The 17653-nt window shown below is 53.1% G+C and carries 17 protein-coding genes and 1 pseudogene; 5 read left to right on the forward strand and 13 right to left on the reverse strand.

What is annotated here, in order from left to right; all coding sequences use genetic code 11:
* Nucleotide 1: 1 nt before the first annotated feature.
* The 4 genes and pseudogenes from bcsB to bcsR all read right to left on the reverse strand — a co-directional run bounded on the left by bcsB (nucleotide 2) and on the right by bcsR (nucleotide 5919).
* On the reverse strand, nucleotides 2–2341 hold the full coding sequence (gene bcsB / locus C1P89_RS19800) for a cellulose biosynthesis cyclic di-GMP-binding regulatory protein BcsB (protein WP_014334088.1): 2340 nt from the start codon (nucleotides 2339–2341) through the stop codon (nucleotides 2–4).
* A gap of 10 nt (nucleotides 2342–2351) precedes the next feature.
* Nucleotides 2352–4970: pseudogene (gene bcsA, locus C1P89_RS19805) on the reverse strand (UDP-forming cellulose synthase catalytic subunit).
* Nucleotides 4967–5719, reverse strand: a complete 753-nt coding sequence (gene bcsQ, locus C1P89_RS19815; protein ID WP_000279528.1) for a cellulose biosynthesis protein BcsQ — start codon at nucleotides 5717–5719, stop codon at nucleotides 4967–4969. The pseudogene bcsA and the gene bcsQ overlap by 4 nt, the downstream one beginning before the upstream one ends.
* An 11-nt stretch (nucleotides 5720–5730) precedes the next feature.
* Nucleotides 5731–5919 (reverse strand): cellulose biosynthesis protein BcsR, encoded by a 189-nt coding sequence (bcsR, locus tag C1P89_RS19820; protein ID WP_001063318.1) that lies wholly within the window; start codon nucleotides 5917–5919, stop codon nucleotides 5731–5733.
* 253 nt (nucleotides 5920–6172) lie between these two features.
* Here bcsR and C1P89_RS19825 point away from each other — a divergent pair.
* From C1P89_RS19825 to bcsG, 4 genes are all read left to right on the forward strand, one after another.
* Nucleotides 6173–6870, forward strand: a protein-coding gene (locus C1P89_RS19825; protein ID WP_094096600.1) for an IS1-like element IS1A family transposase whose coding sequence is annotated in 2 segments (ribosomal slippage) — nucleotides 6173–6422 and nucleotides 6422–6870 — 699 coding nt in all. Because the reading frame shifts where the segments join, the coding sequence is not laid out codon by codon here.
* Between the two features lie 55 nt (nucleotides 6871–6925).
* Complete coding sequence (gene bcsE / locus C1P89_RS19830; RefSeq protein ID WP_001204920.1) at nucleotides 6926–8497, forward strand: cellulose biosynthesis c-di-GMP-binding protein BcsE; 1572 nt, start codon at nucleotides 6926–6928, stop codon at nucleotides 8495–8497.
* Nucleotides 8494–8685: a cellulose biosynthesis protein BcsF gene (gene bcsF / locus C1P89_RS19835; protein WP_000988308.1), complete on the forward strand. Its 192-nt coding sequence runs from the start codon at nucleotides 8494–8496 to the stop codon at nucleotides 8683–8685. Before bcsE ends, bcsF begins: the two co-directional genes overlap by 4 nt.
* Entirely contained in the window at nucleotides 8682–10361 is a 1680-nt protein-coding gene (gene bcsG / locus C1P89_RS19840; RefSeq protein WP_000191628.1) for a cellulose biosynthesis protein BcsG, read from the forward strand. The genes bcsF and bcsG overlap by 4 nt, the downstream gene beginning before the upstream one ends.
* An 86-nt stretch (nucleotides 10362–10447) precedes the next feature.
* Here the strand turns inward: bcsG and C1P89_RS19845 are convergent, their stop codons facing one another.
* From C1P89_RS19845 to C1P89_RS19895, 6 genes are all read right to left on the reverse strand, one after another.
* Entirely contained in the window at nucleotides 10448–10555 is a 108-nt protein-coding gene (locus C1P89_RS19845) for a type I toxin-antitoxin system toxin Ldr family protein (RefSeq protein ID WP_001295224.1), read from the reverse strand.
* A 375-nt stretch (nucleotides 10556–10930) separates the two neighbouring features.
* Nucleotides 10931–11038 (reverse strand): type I toxin-antitoxin system toxin Ldr family protein, encoded by a 108-nt coding sequence (locus C1P89_RS19855; RefSeq protein WP_001295224.1) that lies wholly within the window; start codon nucleotides 11036–11038, stop codon nucleotides 10931–10933.
* A gap of 375 nt (nucleotides 11039–11413) precedes the next feature.
* Nucleotides 11414–11521: a type I toxin-antitoxin system toxin Ldr family protein gene (locus C1P89_RS19865; protein WP_001295224.1), complete on the reverse strand. Its 108-nt coding sequence runs from the start codon at nucleotides 11519–11521 to the stop codon at nucleotides 11414–11416.
* 375 nt (nucleotides 11522–11896) lie between these two features.
* Nucleotides 11897–12004, reverse strand: coding sequence for a type I toxin-antitoxin system toxin Ldr family protein (locus tag C1P89_RS19875; RefSeq protein ID WP_001295224.1), 108 nt, complete (start codon nucleotides 12002–12004; stop codon nucleotides 11897–11899).
* A 375-nt stretch (nucleotides 12005–12379) separates the two neighbouring features.
* The gene (locus C1P89_RS19885) at nucleotides 12380–12487 is read right to left on the reverse strand and encodes a type I toxin-antitoxin system toxin Ldr family protein (RefSeq protein WP_001295224.1); all 108 of its coding nucleotides are present in this window, start codon (nucleotides 12485–12487) and stop codon (nucleotides 12380–12382) included.
* Between the two features lie 375 nt (nucleotides 12488–12862).
* The gene (locus C1P89_RS19895; RefSeq protein WP_001295224.1) at nucleotides 12863–12970 is read right to left on the reverse strand and encodes a type I toxin-antitoxin system toxin Ldr family protein; all 108 of its coding nucleotides are present in this window, start codon (nucleotides 12968–12970) and stop codon (nucleotides 12863–12865) included.
* A 475-nt stretch (nucleotides 12971–13445) separates the two neighbouring features.
* Here C1P89_RS19895 and C1P89_RS19905 point away from each other — a divergent pair, with 475 nt between their 5' ends.
* Nucleotides 13446–14717, forward strand: a complete 1272-nt coding sequence (locus tag C1P89_RS19905) for an aromatic amino acid transport family protein (protein WP_001295225.1) — start codon at nucleotides 13446–13448, stop codon at nucleotides 14715–14717.
* 29 nt (nucleotides 14718–14746) lie between these two features.
* Here the strand turns inward: C1P89_RS19905 and dppF are convergent, their stop codons facing one another.
* The 3 genes from dppF to dppC are packed head-to-tail and all read right to left on the reverse strand — an operon-like array spanning nucleotide 14747 to nucleotide 17644.
* Nucleotides 14747–15751 carry a dipeptide ABC transporter ATP-binding subunit DppF gene (dppF, locus tag C1P89_RS19910; protein WP_000107017.1) on the reverse strand — a complete coding sequence of 335 codons (1005 nt, stop codon included), beginning with the start codon at nucleotides 15749–15751 and terminating at the stop codon, nucleotides 14747–14749.
* On the reverse strand, nucleotides 15748–16731 hold the full coding sequence (dppD, locus tag C1P89_RS19915; RefSeq protein WP_001196496.1) for a dipeptide ABC transporter ATP-binding protein: 984 nt from the start codon (nucleotides 16729–16731) through the stop codon (nucleotides 15748–15750). The genes dppF and dppD overlap by 4 nt, the downstream gene beginning before the upstream one ends.
* Nucleotides 16732–16741: 10 nt before the next feature.
* Complete coding sequence (gene dppC / locus C1P89_RS19920; protein WP_000084665.1) at nucleotides 16742–17644, reverse strand: dipeptide ABC transporter permease DppC; 903 nt, start codon at nucleotides 17642–17644, stop codon at nucleotides 16742–16744.
* Nucleotides 17645–17653: the final 9 nt, after the last annotated feature.

The raw sequence follows: 17653 nt of genomic DNA on the forward strand, positions 1-17653 counted from the left end.
ATTACTCGTTATCCGGGTTAAGACGACGACGACTAATAATTCGCAGCAGACGCCACAGTACCCATGCCAGCAATATCACACTGATTGCCGCCAGCACCGCCAGCAGAATCGGATGGTTTGCCAGCGCATACCACAAGCGCTCGAACCACGGCAGATGACCTACGTAATAAACGTCGCCAACACGTAGGCTGTTGATACCGGACTCGCGGAGCACCGCGACCGAACCGAACATGGTGGCGCGTTTGCCGCTATCGTTCACCGCATCGTTAAGCATTTCATAACCGCGTGGGCTATCTGCCAGCAGCGCAATCACGCTGCGCTGGTCGTTATACGGCGACTGGAAGCCAATCACCGCCGCCATCGCACCGGAAGAGGTCAGCGTTGACTGGGTTTCTGCCGCGCGATCGCTCTCGTCCGGCACAATGCCGGGGAACGGGGTCTGGCGCATCGGTGTTTTCACCCAGCTTTCGGTCGCCTGCACCAACAGGTCGATCTGCTTATCGTCTTTTAATTTGTCCGGGATACCACCGATGATCATGATGTCGGCATCTTTGCCCTGAATGGTGCTGCCATCATCGGTCACCGTCAGATTAATCGCCGGGAAGCCCGTCTGTGCGCCGATAAAACCAACAGTATTCAGCAACGTTTCCATCTGTGCTTCGTTAGGCGTTTTCGGCATCACGGTGATGGTTTGCGACAGATCCGCCATCCGGCTGAACGGGAAGCCCGCGTTAGCAAAGGCGCGTAGATCCGGCATCGGGATGAAGTGGTAATACTTCGAGAAGTCGATGGTGGAATCGTCACCAATCACCACATGATTCTGCACCGGCTGGAAGGTAATACAGTTATCCACCGAACCGCCCGGCATCGGGTTCATATACTCAAAGTCGAAGCGCAGCTGGTTGGTCGCGCCCAGTTTCAGCGCCGGAATAGAGACATCCGTTTTGCCATCCAGCAAACCTTGTAATACCGGAATCCGCAGCAGCAGGCGGTTCGCCTCCTGTTTACTGCTCAGGTTGAAGGATTGCAGGAACTGGTTATTCAGGCTGATATCCATCCGCGAACTGTCTTTCACCGGCGGCATGGTGTAGCGGTAATTAATATCCATATCAATGCCGGTACTGCGCATCAGGTAGAGATCCGGCGGCAGGTTTAGCGAAACGTTAATCGCTGCTGGCTCAAGACCGCTGGATTGTAACTGTTCTTCATAGGTTTTCAGTTCGCCAAATGTGACCGGACGATCGGTACGTACCCAGTTCGGCGCATCGTACGGCTTACGCGGTAGCAGCGGTTTCACTTCATTCACTACCACGCTTTCACCACGGAACAGAATGTTACCCTGAGCGATACCTTTCGCTGCCTGCAACAGGTCTTTGTCGTCACGACCAAACACCACCAGCAGTTTGACGTAAGGATTCTGCGGATGGTTAATCATCTCAATCACCGGGGCTTTTACCGCCGGATGATCGCGCAGGAAGTCCGGCCGTTTGTCGTTGGTTGCAAAGACAATGGCATTGCGATCCGGCAATTGGTTATAGAGCACCGGGAAGTTCTGCCCACGCCAGCCAGAACGCGAACCAAACCACGAGGCGACAATGGCAGATGCTTGTTGCAGCCCAACATCCGGCGCACCCGCAAAGACCATCGGCAAGGTGTTAGTACGGTTATCGCGCGGGTCAAAGAATGGCACCGGGAAGTGTGACAGGTCACTCTTCACATTCAGGGTCTGATAGGTCAGATCCAGTCCACTGCTCCGCCCAACATCCAGCCAAAGCGTGGTGCTGGCCGGGTTTTCGCACACGTCCTGATAATGGCCGACAAACTCCAGCCGCACACGGTTGAAGTCGGTAATAAACAGTGGGTTAATGGGCATTTGCGCCAGCGTTTTTTTACCCAACTGTTCTTTGGTCACTGGCAGCACGCCCATCAGCTCATCATTGAGATAAACCTTTAACTGCGACTGGACAGGCAGTAACGATGGCGATGGCGTGTATTCGAGGTTGAGCATCGCCTTCGTCACCACTTCATCGCTGCGCATACCAAACTCAATGCTGCCGTTCGGGTTAATGCCACGTAGCACCATGCTGCCCGGCGGCGGCGCAATTTGCGCAAAGGTCAGCTTCACATCACGCGAAGGACCGTTCTGCGCCACGACTGGCGCATCAGCGCCCTGCACGCCCGGCATCACTTGCCCCACCTGCGGATTTTGTTCCGTCTGGGCGGCTACAGCTGGCTCAGCATTGATCAGTGGTTGCGTTGCTGGCGTCGCCTGCGTCATGAAAGAGGGGAACGCACTCATCCCCATAGCCACTGCACAAATCCAGAATAGTTTTCTTTTCATCGCGTTATCATCATTGTTGAGCCAAAGCCTGATCCGATGGTTGTGCCGTTTCGCTCCGCTCCGGGTGGCGCGGAATAAACGATACAACCCAGGAAACCAGAGAAGTCAGCACACGGAATATGCCCTTCACCGAAGAAGGCGCAAACTCCGCCAGATGGCGGTAGCCACGGAAGCCGAGCTTCAGAATATCCAGCAGACTTTCCAGCGGCTTATCTTCCGGGTAGCTGTCCTGCCAGAGCGCCCATGTATCCGCACGGGCAAACGTACACTGCACAAAATCGATATGTTGCTGGGTGGTGAGCGGCATTAATTTCAGCCCAACTTCATTACCCATCACGCGCGCCACCTGGGTCGGGAAGACGTATTCCTGCTGACCGCGTTTAAGCAACAGATTCACTTTCTGCCCTTCCAGAATCTGCGCCTGACCGTTGATCTTGATCCCCAAACCACCGTCGGAGAAATCCTGAACGGTACACGAGAAGAGGTGACCATCTTCGCGGGCAATTGCCGCGGGCATCGTCATCTCCACGCGGTGCGATCGGCGTACCTGTTTGCTTTCTACCGATACCGCAACTGCGCCGCCAAGAACAATCAGGTTGTAGAACACCCACACCATACTGACGACCACGGTGAGCATCTCGGTTGGCGGGCCATAGAAGTAGCGCCAGATGCCTACCGCAACGCCCACCAGGTTGAGTAGAACAAGGAAGATGTAGGGCCGCGAGATCACCCAGTCGACGTACTCTTCTTCCACCAGTCCACCTTTGGCGGTGACGTTAAATTTGCCTTTGTGCGGGTTAATCAGCGCCACCAGCGTCGGTGGTGCGATATACCACGCCAGCACCGTTTCGTAGATTTCACTCCAAAAAGAGTGGCGATATTTGCCCTGGATCTTCGAGTTGGTCAGGCTGGCATGGATCATATGCGGCAGCACGAATAGGGCGATCATCAACGCTGGCGCATAGATGATGTAGGCATGAAGCAGCAGGAACGCCAGCGGCGCAGTCAGGAAGATCAGCCGTGGAATGCCCGACAAGAAGTGGAACATGGCGTTGACGTAGCACAGCCGCTGAGCAAACTTCAGTCCTTTACCGGTGAGCGGGTTATCGAGACGGAAGATTTGTACCATCCCGCGCGCCCAGCGAATACGCTGACCGATATGCGCCGACAGACTTTCGGTCGCCAGCCCCGCCGCCTGCGGAATACGCATATACGCGGAGGTATAGCCACGACGGTGCAAACGCAGAGAAGTATGCGCATCTTCAGTCACGGTTTCGACAGCAATGCCGCCAATTTCATCCAGCGGCTTACGACGAATCACCGCATAGGAACCGCAGAAGAAAGTGGCGTCCCACATATCGTTGCCATCCTGCACCAGACCATAGAACAGCGTGCCTTCGTTCGGCGTTTTACGAAAACGTCCCAGGTTGCGTTCAAACGGGTCCGGCGAGAAGAAGTGGTGTGGAGTCTGCATCATCGCCAGCTGTTTCTCTTTCAGGAACCAGCCCATGGTCATTTGCAGGAACGATCGCGTTGGTACGTGGTCGCAGTCGAAAATCGACACGAACTCGCCTTTGGCATATTTCAGCGCATTGTTGATGTTGCCCGCTTTCGCATGTTCATGAGTGGTGCGGGCGATATATTTCACCCCCACGTTTTGCGCAAACTGGCGAAACTCTTCCCTGCCGCCGTCATCGAGGATCCAGATGTTCAGTTTGTCTTTCGGCCAGTCGATACCCAGCGAGGCGTAAATGGTATTTTTCACCACATTGAGATTTTCGTTGTAAGTCGGGACAAAGATATCCACTGACGGCCACAGCGACATATCCTTCGGCAATGGCACCGGCTGACGATTCAGCGGCCATACTACCTGGAAGTAGCCGAGCACCAGCACAATCCACGCGTACGTTTCAGCGAAGAGCAGAATAAGCCCGCACACCAGGCTGACCGGATCGTCCCAGTTCAGCGTAGAGGTGTAACGCCACCAGATATAACGGCAAGAAACGGTCAGCGACAGCACAATCAACATTAGCGCCGAGAAGCGCCCCGGCATCCGCCGTACGATCAGCGCTACACCCCACAGCAGCATCAGGAAGATAAACTGCGCCAGCGGGTTAAACGGTTGAGTAACGCAGATTAACGCCAGAATCAGCGAGAAGGTGACGATGATACCGAGGATCAACCGCCGCGCCCCGGCACTCAAATGACCGAGCTCTTTTTTCTCATCAAGATGCTGTGTTTTATGGCTAACGCGCTCAGGCAGCTCGTTCATCTATTGATGGTAACGTCCACGAATATTCTGCAGACCTGAAAATGCCCGCCTGCGCGGTTTCGGCGTTTCTTTGCGCGATGTACCGATCAGTAACCAGCATGTTTGAATGAGATAACGGACCGGGTCCAGCGGACGCGGACGCGAGGCGTTGATATGCGGATACAGGTTTTTATGTTCTGCGCGAATACGCTGCTAGCGCGGGTGCTCCAGCGGAATAAAAATCCAGGCCAGGATCATCCAGAAACAGCCGAGCGTCGCGCTGAAAGCCGACGCACCGTGACGACGATAATCGCGATAACGCCCGATAAGCCGCGCGTTGACCGGCGGGATAAGCAACCACCGGGTCAGGATACTCATGATGCACTCCCGACTGGCGTTTTCAGCCCGGAGTAGTTCAACAGGCACCAGTTCGCCAGCGTCAGTATCTCTTCAGCCGCCAGCGCATCACTGCGATATTCACCTACTGGTTGCTTAGCCGCCAGGCATTCAGCCATCGCTTCATCACGATGAATGAGCATCGGCAGTAATCGGCGCTGGCTTTGCAACCAAAGCTGGTAAATATCGTCCTGAACCTGACTGCCAATACGGAAGTCATTAATCAAAATATGTGCGCCATCCGGCAGCGCTTGCTGATGCAGTCGGATATGGCAGTTGGCATCCACATTGACGATTGCCAGCGAGTGATCGCACAAACTCAGCAGCTGGTGGGTTATCTGCGAGGCATCACGCGGTAAGTCGATTAAAATCCACTGGTAACGCCCGCTGGCTTTTAGTTGCTGTAAGCCGGAGCAAATATCGCTCAGCCGGGTTTGCCAGTGCTGTGGATTTTCTTGTTCTTCAATGGATAACTGACCAAAAGGCAGCAAATCGAGCTGCGAGGTGTAGCGCAACCCAGCGTCACGCCAGTCCTGGCCATCCAGCATCGCTCTGGCCCAGCCCTGACGGTGGGTAAAATCAACATTAAATGACAGGCGCAACAAGTTGTCCGGGCAGGCATCGACCACCAGGACATTTTCTCCCAACATTTGTAATGACCAGGCTAATGCGGCGGTGATGGTTGTTGTCCCCACGCCTCCCCGCACCCCCTGCAATCCCAGTACGGCCATTCACCAATCCCCTACTTTTGTTGCGCAAACTCTGCCAGCAACGGCCAGCGTTTTAATGCCGCGGCCAACTGTTCGCGTTGGGAAATATCGGCATAATCAATATCAGGCAGTGAAAATGCCTGCTTTAACGCCACAATATCATTCTGGAAGATATAGCCTATCGCGGGATCAGGCAGAGTATCTGGTTCATTGTTATTCATTTTGCTTGATCCCTATGAAATAACCGTACCGTTCATGAAACAATTCTAACCGTGAGCATTTCGCCGGTTTATTGTTTACGGCGAGACGGGAATTTGCTCACTTTTTGACTTTCCGTTACGCAACAGAAAAAGTTAAAAACGAAAAGACTAAAATCACACGTCTTGTGACCTTCTAAATTGATTCACAAGCTAAATCTGGGTGATGCTGCCAACTTACTGATTTAGTGTATGATGGTGTTTTTGAGGTGCTCCAGTGGCTTCTGTTTCTATCAGCTGTCCCTCCTGTTCAGCTACTGACGGGGTGGTGCGTAACGGCAAAAGCACTGCCGGACATCAGCGCTATCTCTGCTCTCACTGCCGTAAAACATGGCAACTGCAGTTCACTTACACCGCTTCTCAACCCGGTACGCACCAGAAAATCATTGATATGGCCATGAATGGCGTTGGATGCCGGGCAACTGCACGCATTATGGGCGTTGGCCTCAACACGATTTTACGTCACTTAAAAAACTCAGGCCGCAGTCGGTAACCTCGCGCATACAGCCGGGCAGTGACGTCATCGTCTGCGCGGAAATGGACGAACAGTGGGGCTATGTCGGGGCTAAATCGCGCCAGCGCTGGCTGTTTTACGCGTATGACAGTCTCCGGAAGACGGTTGTTGCGCACGTATTCGGTGAACGCACTATGGCGACGCTGGGGCGTCTTATGAGCCTGCTGTCACCCTTTGACGTGGTGATATGGATGACGGATGGCTGGCCGCTGTATGAATCCCGCCTGAAGGGAAAGCTGCACGTAATCAGCAAGCGATATACGCAGCGAATTGAGCGGCATAACCTGAATCTGAGGCAGCACCTGGCACGGCTGGGACGGAAGTCGCTGTCGTTCTCAAAATCGGTGGAGCTGCATGACAAAGTCATCGGGCATTATCTGAACATAAAACACTATCAATAAGTTGGAGTCATTACCAGCTTTCGCTAGTAAACTGATAATCAGACAAAATGGTGACATGAGGGACATTGTGGACCCTGTATTCTCTATCGGTATCTCATCATTATGGGATGAGCTGCGACATATGCCAGCAGGCGGCGTCTGGTGGTTTAACGTCGATCGCCATGAAGATGCTATCAGTCTGGCGAATCAAACAATTGCATCCCAGGCTGAAACCGCACACGTCGCGGTCATTAGCATGGACAGCGATCCGGCGAAAATCTTTCAATTAGATGATTCTCAAGGGCCGGAAAAAATAAAATTATTTTCAATGCTAAATCATGAAAAAGGTCTATACTATTTGGCCCGTGATTTGCAGTGTTCTATTGATCCCCATAATTACCTTTTTATTCTTGTTTGCGCAAATAACGCATGGCAAAACATTCCTGCCGAGCGGCTTCGCTCATGGTTGGATAAAATGAATAAATGGAGCAGGTTAAACCATTGTTCGCTTTTGGTAATTAATCCCGGAAATAATAACGATAAACAATTTTCATTGTTGCTTGAGGAATACCGTTCACTTTTTGGTCTTGCCAGTTTGCGTTTTCAGGGTGACCAACATTTGCTGGATATTGCCTTCTGGTGCAACGAAAAAGGGGTCAGCGCCCGTCAGCAGCTTAGCGTTCAGCAACAAAATGGTATCTGGACATTAGTTCAAAGCGAAGAGGCGGAGATCCAACCACGCAGCGACGAAAAACGCATTCTGAGTAATGTTGCTGTACTGGAAGGTGCGCCGCCGCTATCGGAACACTGGCAACTGTTCAACAATAACGAAGTCCTGTTCAATGAAGCCCGTACCGCTCAGGCGGCGACGGTGGTCTTTTCTTTACAGCAAAATGCGCAAATCGAGCCACTGGCCCGCAGCATTCATACCCTGCGTCGCCAGCGCGGTAGTGCGATGAAAATCCTCGTGCGGGAAAATACCGCTAGCCTGCGCGCCACCGATGAACGTTTGTTATTGGCCTGCGGTGCAAATATGGTTATTCCGTGGAATGCGCCACTCTCCCGTTGTCTGACGATGATCGAAAGCGTGCAAGGGCAGAAGTTTAGTCGCTATGTGCCGGAAGATATCACTACCTTGCTGTCAATGACCCAGCCGCTCAAACTGCGTGGTTTCCAGAAGTGGGATGTGTTCTGTAATGCCGTCAACAACATGATGAATAACCCTCTATTACCTGCCCACGGTAAAGGCGTTCTGGTTGCCCTACGTCCGGTACCGGGTATCCGCGTTGAACAAGCCCTGACGCTGTGTCGCCCTAACCGTACCGGCGATATCATGACCATTGGCGGTAATCGGCTGGTGCTGTTTCTCTCATTCTGTCGGATTAACGATCTGGATACCGCGTTGAATCATATTTTCCCATTGCCTACTGGCGACATTTTCTCAAACCGTATGGTCTGGTTTGAAGATGATCAAATCAGTGCCGAGCTGGTGCAGATGCGCTTGCTTGCCCCAGAACAATGGGGCATGCCGCTGCCTTTAACGCAAAGTTCTAAACCGGTCATCAATGCCGAGCACGATGGTCGCCACTGGCGACGAATACCAGAACCCATGCGACTGTTAGATGATGCTGTGGAGCGCTCATCATGATGACCATCAGCGATATCATTGAAATTATTGTCGTTTGCGCACTGATATTTTTCCCGCTGGGCTATCTGGCGCGGCACTCTTTGCGACGCATTCGCGACACCTTACGTTTATTCTTTGCTAAACCTCGTTATGTTAAACCGGCCGGGACGTTACGCCGCACGGAAAAAGCCAGGGCAACCAAAAAATGACTCAATTTACGCAAAATACCGCCATGCCTTCTTCCCTCTGGCAATACTGGCGCGGCCTTTCCGGCTGGAACTTCTATTTTCTGGTTAAGTTCGGCCTGTTGTGGGCGGGATATCTTAACTTCCATCCGCTCCTCAATTTGGTGTTTGCCACGTTTCTGCTGATGCCCATTCCGCGCTACAGCCTGCATCGCTTGCGCCACTGGATTGCCCTGCCGATCGGCTTTGCTTTGTTCTGGCATGACACCTGGTTGCCTGGCCCGGAAAGCATAATGAGCCAGGGTTCGCAGGTGGCGGGGTTCAGTACCGATTATTTAATCGACCTTGTCACACGCTTTATTAACTGGCAGATGATTGGGGCCATTTTTGTTTTATTAGTGGCCTGGTTATTCCTGTCACAATGGATTCGCATTACCGTTTTTGTGGTTGCCATACTGCTATGGCTGAACGTACTTACCCTGGCGGGACCAAGTTTCTCCTTGTGGCCAGCCGGACAACCGACGACCACTGTAACAACGACGGGTGGTAACGCAGCGGCAACCGTTGCGGCGACGGGTGGCGCATCGGTAGTGGGTGATATGCCCGCACAAACTGCACCGCCAACAACGGCGAACCTTAACGCCTGGCTGAATAATTTCTATAACGCGGAGGCGAAACGTAAATCGACCTTCCCGTCTTCGCTGCCCGCTGATGCTCAGCCATTTGAACTACTGGTGATTAACATCTGTTCGCTTTCCTGGTCGGATATAGAAGCCGCCGGGTTGATGTCGCATCCACTGTGGTCGCATTTCGATATTGAGTTCAAGAACTTTAACTCCGCCACCTCCTACAGTGGCCCGGCGGCGATCCGTTTACTGCGCGCCAGCTGCGGGCAGACTTCGCACACTAATCTGTATCAACCGGCAAATAACGACTGCTATCTGTTTGATAACCTTTCGAAACTGGGCTTTACCCAGCACCTGATGATGGGACATAACGGCCAGTTCGGCGGTTTTTTGAAAGAAGTTCGCGAAAATGGCGGCATGCAGACTGAATTGATGGATCAAACAAATCTGCCGGTTATTTTGCTGGGCTTTGATGGTTCGCCGGTTTATGACGATACCGCCGTGCTTAACCGCTGGCTGGACGTTACCGAAAAAGATAAAAACAGCCGTAGTGCCACGTTCTACAACACGCTTCCACTGCATGACGGCAACCATTATCCGGGGGTCAGCAAAACAGCGGATTACAAAGCGCGGGCGCAGAAATTCTTTGATGAACTGGACGCCTTCTTTACTGAACTGGAGAAATCGGGTCGTAAAGTGATGGTGGTCGTGGTGCCGGAACACGGCGGCGCGCTGAAGGGCGACAGAATGCAGGTATCTGGCCTACGTGATATCCCTAGCCCGTCTATCACAGACGTCCCCGTTGGGGTGAAATTCTTCGGCATGAAGGCACCACATCAGGGGGCACCGATTGTCATTGACCAACCGAGCAGCTTCCTAGCTATCTCCGATCTGGTGGTTCGCGTTCTTGATGGCAAGATTTTCACCGAAGACAATGTTGACTGGAAAAAACTCACCAGTGGGTTGCCACAAACAGCACCGGTCTCCGAGAACTCAAATGCAGTAGTTATTCAATACCAGGATAAACCGTACGTTCGCCTGAACGGCGGCGACTGGGTGCCTTACCCGCAGTAAGCACGAAAAAGGCCGCAGAGTTTAACCTCTGCGGCCTGATCCGGGCGCAAATTGCCATTACGGCAGCCTGACGCCCGCATGACACGTTACTTCCGCTTATTCAGCCAGTTCACGATCATACTGGCAAGAATGCCAGCAATGACCGGAGCCGCTAAATCATGCCAGAAGGCCATGCCCAGTTCTGCGAGCGTCATATAGCCGCCTGTGTTGTAATGCCAACGTTTCGCGGCTATTCTTGAGTTGTTTGGGTTCAAGATTAGCCCCCGTGATGTTGTCAGGTGCATACCTGCAACGTGCGGGGGTTTTCTCTCTCCAGCAACCAATGCCACCAGGGATAAAGCCCCCGCAACATTGCGCCTCACCGGAACCTTTCCGGCTTGCCGCTGATTCTACGACTGTTTTTCTGTTCCGGAATCCGTCACGTCTTCACTCTGTGCTGCGCATTCCGCAGAATATTATCCGCGTGCAATCGTTGCATTTTTCTTACGAAAAAGGCCGCAGAGTTTCACCCCTGCGGCCTGGTCCGGGCGCAAATTGCCATTACGGCAGCCTGACGCCCGCATGACACGTTACTTCCGCTTGTTCAGCCAGTTCACGATCATACTGGCAAGAATGCCAGCAATGACCGGAGCCGCTAAATCATGCCAGAAGGCCATGCCCAGTTCTGCGAGCGTCATATAGCCGCCTGTGTTGTAATGACAACGTTTCGCGGCTATTCTTGAGTTGTTCAGGTTCAAGAATGGCCCCCGTGATGTTGTCAGGTGCATACCTGCAACGTGCGGGGGTTTTCTCTCTCCAGCAACCAATGCCACCAGGGATAAAGCCCCCGCAACATTGCGCCTCACCGGAACCCTTCCGGCTTGACGCTGATTCTACGACTGTTTTTCTGTTCCGGAATCCGTCACGTCTTCACTCTGTGCTGCGCATTCCGCAGAATATTATCCGCTTGCAACCGTTGCATTTTTCTTACGAAAAAGGCCGCAGAGTTTCACCCCTGCGGCCTGATCCGGGCGCAAATTGCCATTACGGCAGCCTGACGCCCGCATGGCACGTTACTTCCGCTTGTTCAGCCAGTTCACGATCATACTGGCAAGAATACCAGCAATGACCGGAGCCGCTAAATCATGCCAGAAGGCCATGCCCAGTTCTGCGAGCGTCATATAGCCGCCTGTATTGTAATGACAACGTTTCGCGGCTATTCTTGTATTGTTTGGATGCAAGAATGGCCCCCGTGGTGTTGTCAGGTGCATACCTGCAACGTGCGGGGGTTTTCTCTCTCCAGCAACCAATGCCACCAGGGATTAAGCCCCCGCAACATTGCGCCTCACCGGAATCCTTCCGGCTTGACGCTGATTCTACGACTGTTTTTCTGTTCCGGAATCCGTCTCATCTTCACTCTGTGCTGCGCATTCCGCAGAATATTATCCGCTTGCAACCGTTGCATTTTTCTTACGAAAAAGGCCGCAGAGTTTCACTCCTGCGGCCTGGTCCGGGCGCAAATTGCCATTACGGCAGCCTGACGCCCACATGACACGCTACTTCCGCTTGTTCAGCCAGTTCACGATCATACTGGCAAGAATGCCAGCAATGACCGGAGCCGCTAAATCATGCCAGAAGGCCATGCCCAGTTCTGCGAGCGTCATATAGCCGCCTGTGTTGTAATGACAACGTTTCGCGGCTATTCTTGAGTTGTTCAGGTTCAAGAATGGCCCCCGTGATGTTGTCAGGTGCATACCTGCAACGTGCGGGGGTTTTCTCTCTCCAGCAACCAATGCCACCAGGGATAAAGCCCCCGCAACATTGCGCCTCACCGGAACCCTTCCGGCTTGACGCTGATTCTACGACTGTTTTTCTGTTCCGGAATCCGTCACGTCTTCACTCTGTGCTGCGCATTCCGCAGAATATTATCCGCTTGCAACCGTTGCATTTTTCTTACGAAAAAGGCCGCAGAGTTTCACCCCTGCGGCCTGATCCGGGCGCAAATTGCCATTACGGCAGCCTGACGCCCGCATGGCACGTTACTTCCGCTTGTTCAGCCAGTTCACGATCATACTGGCAAGAATACCAGCAATGACCGGAGCCGCTAAATCATGCCAGAAGGCCATGCCCAGTTCTGCGAGCGTCATATAGCCGCCTGTATTGTAATGACAACGTTTCGCGGCTATTCTTGTATTGTTTGGATGCAAGAATGGCCCCCGTGGTGTTGTCAGGTGCATACCTGCAACGTGCGGGGGTTTTCTCTCTCCAGCAACCAATGCCACCAGGGATTAAGCCCCCGCAACATTGCGCCTCACCGGAATCCTTCCGGCTTGACGCTGATTCTACGACTGTTTTTCTGTTCCGGAATCCGTCTCATCTTCACTCTGTGCTGCGCATTCCGCAGAATATTATCCGCTTGCAACCGTTGCATTTTTCTTACGAAAAAGGCCGCAGAGTTTCACTCCTGCGGCCTGGTCCGGGCGCAAATTGCCATTACGGCAGCCTGACGCCCACATGACACGCTACTTCCGCTTGTTCAGCCAGTTCACGATCATACTGGCAAGAATGCCAGCAATGACCGGAGCCGCTAAATCATGCCAGAAGGCCATGCCCAGCTCTGCGAGCGTCATATAGCCGCCTGTGTTGTAATGACAACGTTTCGCGGCTATTCTTGAGTGGTCTAGGTTCAAGATTAGCCCCCGTTATGTTGTCAGGTACATACCTGCAACGTGCGGGGGTTTTCTCTCTCCAGCAACCAATGCCACCAGGGATAAAGCCCCCGCAACATTGCGCCTCACCGGAACCCTTTCGGCTTGCCGCTGATTTTACGATTGCTTTTTACTGTCAGCACCCGGCAATCTTCCTCATTGCGCGATGCCTTCCAGCTTAATTTCTTTATTTGCAATAGTTGCAGTTCATATCCGGGCTGACTCCAGACTGGTAGTGAAATGCGCAATTTTGTAGAATTGCGCCTCCTCGCGACCTCCCCAGTGAATCTGTTGCCTCATTTTTTACATACTGCGTATTCGACTTCTCCACCTGTTGCGCAAGAGAAACTGGGTTTATTCATTTTTGCGAGGCCGACTTCTTTCTGGACAGGACTTTATGCAGCACAACACACTATCGAAACACAATCAGAAATTGCCGTTTACACGCTACGACTTCGGCTGGGTTTTATTATGCATAGGCATGGCGATTGGTGCCGGAACCGTGCTGATGCCAGTACAAATTGGCTTGAAGGGAATTTGGGTATTTATTACCGCAGCGATCATTGCTTATCCTGCCACCTGGGTAGTGCAGGACATTTATTTAAAAACCCTTTCTGAAAGCGATTCCTGTAATGACTACACCGATATTATCAGTCATTACCTGGGGAAGAACTGGGGAATTTTCCTCGGGGTTATCTACTTTTTGATGATTATCCACGGGATTTTTATCTACTCTCTCTCCGTGGTTTTCGACAGCGCCTCGTACCTGAAAACCTTCGGTTTAACCGATGCCGATCTTTCACAATCTCTACTTTATAAAGTCGCTATTTTCGCCGTACTGGTGGCGATTGCGTCTGGTGGTGAACGATTACTGTTTAAGATTTCCGGGCCAATGGTGGTGGTCAAAGTAGGGATTATTGTCGTGTTCGGTTTTGCGATGATCCCGCACTGGAATTTCGCCAATATAACCGCCTTCCCGCAAGCCTCCGTCTTTTTCCGCGATGTCTTGCTTACCATTCCATTTTGCTTCTTTTCTGCAGTATTTATTCAGGTACTTAACCCAATGAATATTGCCTATCGTAAACGGGAAGCGGATAAAGTACTGGCAACCCGGCTCGCGCTGCGTACCCACCGAATTAGTTATATCACGCTCATCGCGGTGATCCTGTTTTTTGCCTTTTCGTTTACCTTCTCAATTAGCCACGAAGAAGCCGTTTCTGCCTTTGAACAAAATATCTCAGCACTGGCGCTGGCCGCGCAGGTGATCCCTGGGCATATCATTCATATCACCTCTACGGTGCTTAATATCTTTGCCGTACTGACCGCATTCTTTGGCATTTATCTCGGTTTCCACGAGGCCATTAAAGGCATTATTCTCAATCTGTTAAGCCGAATTATTGATACCAAGAAAATTAACTCACGCGTGCTGACTCTGGCGATCTGCGCTTTTATCGTCATTACGTTGACGATTTGGGTTTCGTTTCGTGTATCGGTGCTGGTGTTCTTTCAGTTGGGAAGCCCGTTATATGGTATTGTGTCGTGCCTCATTCCGTTTTTCCTGATCTATAAAGTCGCACAACTGGAAAAACTTCGCGGATTTAAAGCCTGGCTGATTCTGCTGTACGGCATTTTGCTATGCTTGTCGCCACTGTTGAAGCTGATTGAGTAAACCGGAGCGCATGGCCCCGGTTTTGTGAGTTAACGCTGCGGATTTTCATCCTGATCAACAGCAAAACAAGCTACCAGTTGACCGCCGTAGTCTTTTAGCTGCGGCTGCAACTGGGTGCAGGGGCCGAAGCGCCGACGACAGCGGGCGTTGAAGGCGCAACCCGGCGGTGGATTCAGTGGGCTTGGTAGTTCACCGCTGAGCTTGATGCGCTCGCGGCGATCGTCCGGGTTCAGGCGCGGCGTCGCGGAAAGTAGCGCCTGAGTGTACGGATGGCGCGGGTTATTGAAGATTTGGTCTTTCGTTCCCTTCTCCACGCAGCGGCCCAGGTACATCACCATCACTTCATCAGCAATGTGCTCCACCACCGACAGGTCGTGGGAGATAAAGACATAAGACAGCCCCAACTCCTGCTGCAAATCCATCATCAGATTCAGCACCTGCGCGCGCACTGAAACATCCAGCGCGGAAACCGGTTCATCGGCAATCACCACATCCGGGTCGAGCATCAGACCACGGGCGATGGCGATACGCTGACGCTGACCGCCGGAGAACATATGCGGATAGCGGTCATAGTGCTCGGTTTTCAGGCCGACTTTCGCCATCATCGACAGGGCTTTTTCCCGACGCTGTTCTTTGCTTAAGCTGGTGTTGATCAGCAGCGGCTCTTCAAGAATTTGCCCGACTTTTTTACGCGGATTCAGCGAACCGTAAGGGTTCTGGAAGACGATCTGGATTTTCTGCCGACGCAGCTTCTGCGCCTGCGGATCGTGCTTAAGCAGATCCTGCCCCTGGTAATACAGCTCGCCACCGGTGGGCGTTTCAATCATCGTCAGCAACCGACCGAGGGTCGATTTACCGCAGCCAGATTCGCCCACTACTGCCAGCGTTTTGCCACGTTCAAGGTTAAACGAAACGCCATCCAGCGCTTTAACCAGACGTTCCGGCGCGAACATGCCTTTCTTCACCGGATAATGTTTTTTCAGGTCGATAGCCTGCAACAGCGGTTGTTGCAGGGTGGCCTCTTGCGTACTCATAGTGTCGGCCTCCCGGCATCATCAAGTGGGTAATGGCATTTGGACTGGCGCCCGTCAGCGAGCATATTCAGCGCCGGTTCTTCAGCGCGACATCTGTCAGTGGCATAGGGGCAGCGCGGGTTAAGCAGGCAGCCGTTCGGGCGGTCGTACTTGCCGGGAACGACACCTGGCAACGACGCCAGACGTTCTTTGTCCTGAGCAAATTCTGGCAGCGCACGCAGCAATGCCTGAGTATACGGGTGACGCGGCGCATGGAAGATGGCGTGCGCATCGCCCGTTTCCACCACCTGGCCTGCATACATCACAATGATTTTATGCGCAGCTTCCGCCACCAGCGCCAGATCATGGGTAATTAACACCAGCGCCATGTTCTCTTTCTGCTGTAGCTCCAGCAACAGTTCGATGATTTGCGCCTGAATGGTCACGTCCAGCGCAGTGGTCGGCTCATCGGCAATCAGCAGTTTTGGCCGACAGGCAATCGCCATGGCGATCATCACGCGCTGGCTCATGCCGCCGGAAAGCTGATGCGGGTAAACATCCAGACGCGATGCCGGATCGGGAATACCGACCTGATTCAGCAGGTCAATCGCCCGCTGACGGCGAGTGCTCTTATTACCGCCCTGATGCACCTTAATCGCTTCCATGATCTGGAAACCCACGGTGTAGCACGGGTTAAGGCTGGTCATCGGGTCCTGGAAGATCATCGCCACTTCGGCACCCACCAGGTTGCGGCGCTCTTTTTCTGATATACGCTGCAAATCCTGACCGTTAAACACCAGCTTTTCCGCCATTACGCGGCCCGGATAATCAATCAGCCCCATAATCGCCAGTGAACTGACCGACTTACCGGAGCCAGACTCACCCACAATCCCGACCACTTCGCCCTGTTTTACGCTGTAGCTGATGCGGTCTACGGCGCGGAACGGTGCGCTTTCGTCGCCGAAATGCACCGATAATTTATCTACATTTAATAACGCCATCTCGAACCTCTTACTGCTTCAGTTTGGGATCGAGCGCGTCACGCAGACCGTCACCCATCAGGTTAAATGCCAGCACCGTCAGCAGGATCGCCAGACCCGGGAAGGTCACGACCCACCAGGCGCTTTGCGCGAACTGCAACACGTCGGAGAGCATGGTGCCCCACTCTGGTGTTGGCGGCTGCGCTCCCATGCCGAGGAAGCCAAGGGCGGCCATATCGAGAATGGCGTTAGAGAAACCGAGCGACGCCTGAACAATCAGCGGCGCCAGGCAGTTCGGGAAGATGTTAATAAACATCTGACGCATCGCCCCGGCACCTGCCACGCGAGACGCGGTAACGTAATCGCGATTCACCTCCACCAGCACGGCGGCGCGGGTTAAGCGCACATAGTGCGGCAAGGCAACGAAGGTCAGTGCCAGCGCGGCGTTACCAATCGACGGGCCGAAAATCGCCACCAGCACCAGTGCCAACAGCAGACTTGGCAGCGCCAGCATGATATCGACCACGCGCATGATGATGTTATCGACCAGGCCGCCGAAGTAACCGGCGATCAGGCCGAGAATAACGCCCATAATCAGCGATAACACCACCACCAGACAGCCAACCAGCAGCGACAAGCGCGCGCCGTACATCAGCCGCGACAGCACATCACGGCCTACGTCATCGGTGCCCAGCAAGTGCGCCATGCTGCCGCCTTCCTGCCAGGCTGGCGGGGCGAGCAGCGCATCGCGGAACTGATCCGCCGGGTTATAAGGCGCAATCCAGTTGGCAAAGATCGTGATAAACAGCACGATGACGATGTAAACCAGCCCGACAACCGCGCCTTTGTTGCGTTTAAAATAGTGCCAGAACTCCTGTAACGGGGTCATCGGCACCGGTGCGCTAATCACTTTATTTTCAGTAACCTGTGACATGATGTCCCC

It is taken from the genome of Shigella sonnei, assembly GCF_002950395.1.
Taxonomy (GTDB): domain Bacteria; phylum Pseudomonadota; class Gammaproteobacteria; order Enterobacterales; family Enterobacteriaceae; genus ECMA0423.

Excerpts from the sequence above, each read along its gene's own strand:
- bcsQ (WP_000279528.1), bottom strand. The coding sequence starts at position 5,719 with ATGGCCGTACTGGGATTGCAGGGGGTGCGGGGAGGCGTGGGGACAACA.
- C1P89_RS19885 (WP_001295224.1), bottom strand. The coding sequence starts at position 12,487 with ATGACGCTCGCAGAACTGGGCATGGCCTTCTGGCATGATTTAGCGGCT.
- bcsF (WP_000988308.1), top strand. The coding sequence starts at position 8,494 with ATGATGACCATCAGCGATATCATTGAAATTATTGTCGTTTGCGCACTG.
- dppF (WP_000107017.1), bottom strand. The coding sequence starts at position 15,751 with ATGAGTACGCAAGAGGCCACCCTGCAACAACCGCTGTTGCAGGCTATC.
- C1P89_RS19875 (WP_001295224.1), bottom strand. The coding sequence starts at position 12,004 with ATGACGCTCGCAGAACTGGGCATGGCCTTCTGGCATGATTTAGCGGCT.
- dppC (WP_000084665.1), bottom strand. The coding sequence starts at position 17,644 with ATGTCACAGGTTACTGAAAATAAAGTGATTAGCGCACCGGTGCCGATG.
- dppD (WP_001196496.1), bottom strand. The coding sequence starts at position 16,731 with ATGGCGTTATTAAATGTAGATAAATTATCGGTGCATTTCGGCGACGAA.
- bcsR (WP_001063318.1), bottom strand. The coding sequence starts at position 5,919 with ATGAATAACAATGAACCAGATACTCTGCCTGATCCCGCGATAGGCTAT.
- C1P89_RS19845 (WP_001295224.1), bottom strand. The coding sequence starts at position 10,555 with ATGACGCTCGCAGAACTGGGCATGGCCTTCTGGCATGATTTAGCGGCT.
- C1P89_RS19865 (WP_001295224.1), bottom strand. The coding sequence starts at position 11,521 with ATGACGCTCGCAGAACTGGGCATGGCCTTCTGGCATGATTTAGCGGCT.
- C1P89_RS19905 (WP_001295225.1), top strand. The coding sequence starts at position 13,446 with ATGCAGCACAACACACTATCGAAACACAATCAGAAATTGCCGTTTACA.
- bcsE (WP_001204920.1), top strand. The coding sequence starts at position 6,926 with ATGAGGGACATTGTGGACCCTGTATTCTCTATCGGTATCTCATCATTA.
- bcsB (WP_014334088.1), bottom strand. The coding sequence starts at position 2,341 with ATGAAAAGAAAACTATTCTGGATTTGTGCAGTGGCTATGGGGATGAGT.
- C1P89_RS19855 (WP_001295224.1), bottom strand. The coding sequence starts at position 11,038 with ATGACGCTCGCAGAACTGGGCATGGCCTTCTGGCATGATTTAGCGGCT.
- bcsG (WP_000191628.1), top strand. The coding sequence starts at position 8,682 with ATGACTCAATTTACGCAAAATACCGCCATGCCTTCTTCCCTCTGGCAA.
- C1P89_RS19895 (WP_001295224.1), bottom strand. The coding sequence starts at position 12,970 with ATGACGCTCGCAGAGCTGGGCATGGCCTTCTGGCATGATTTAGCGGCT.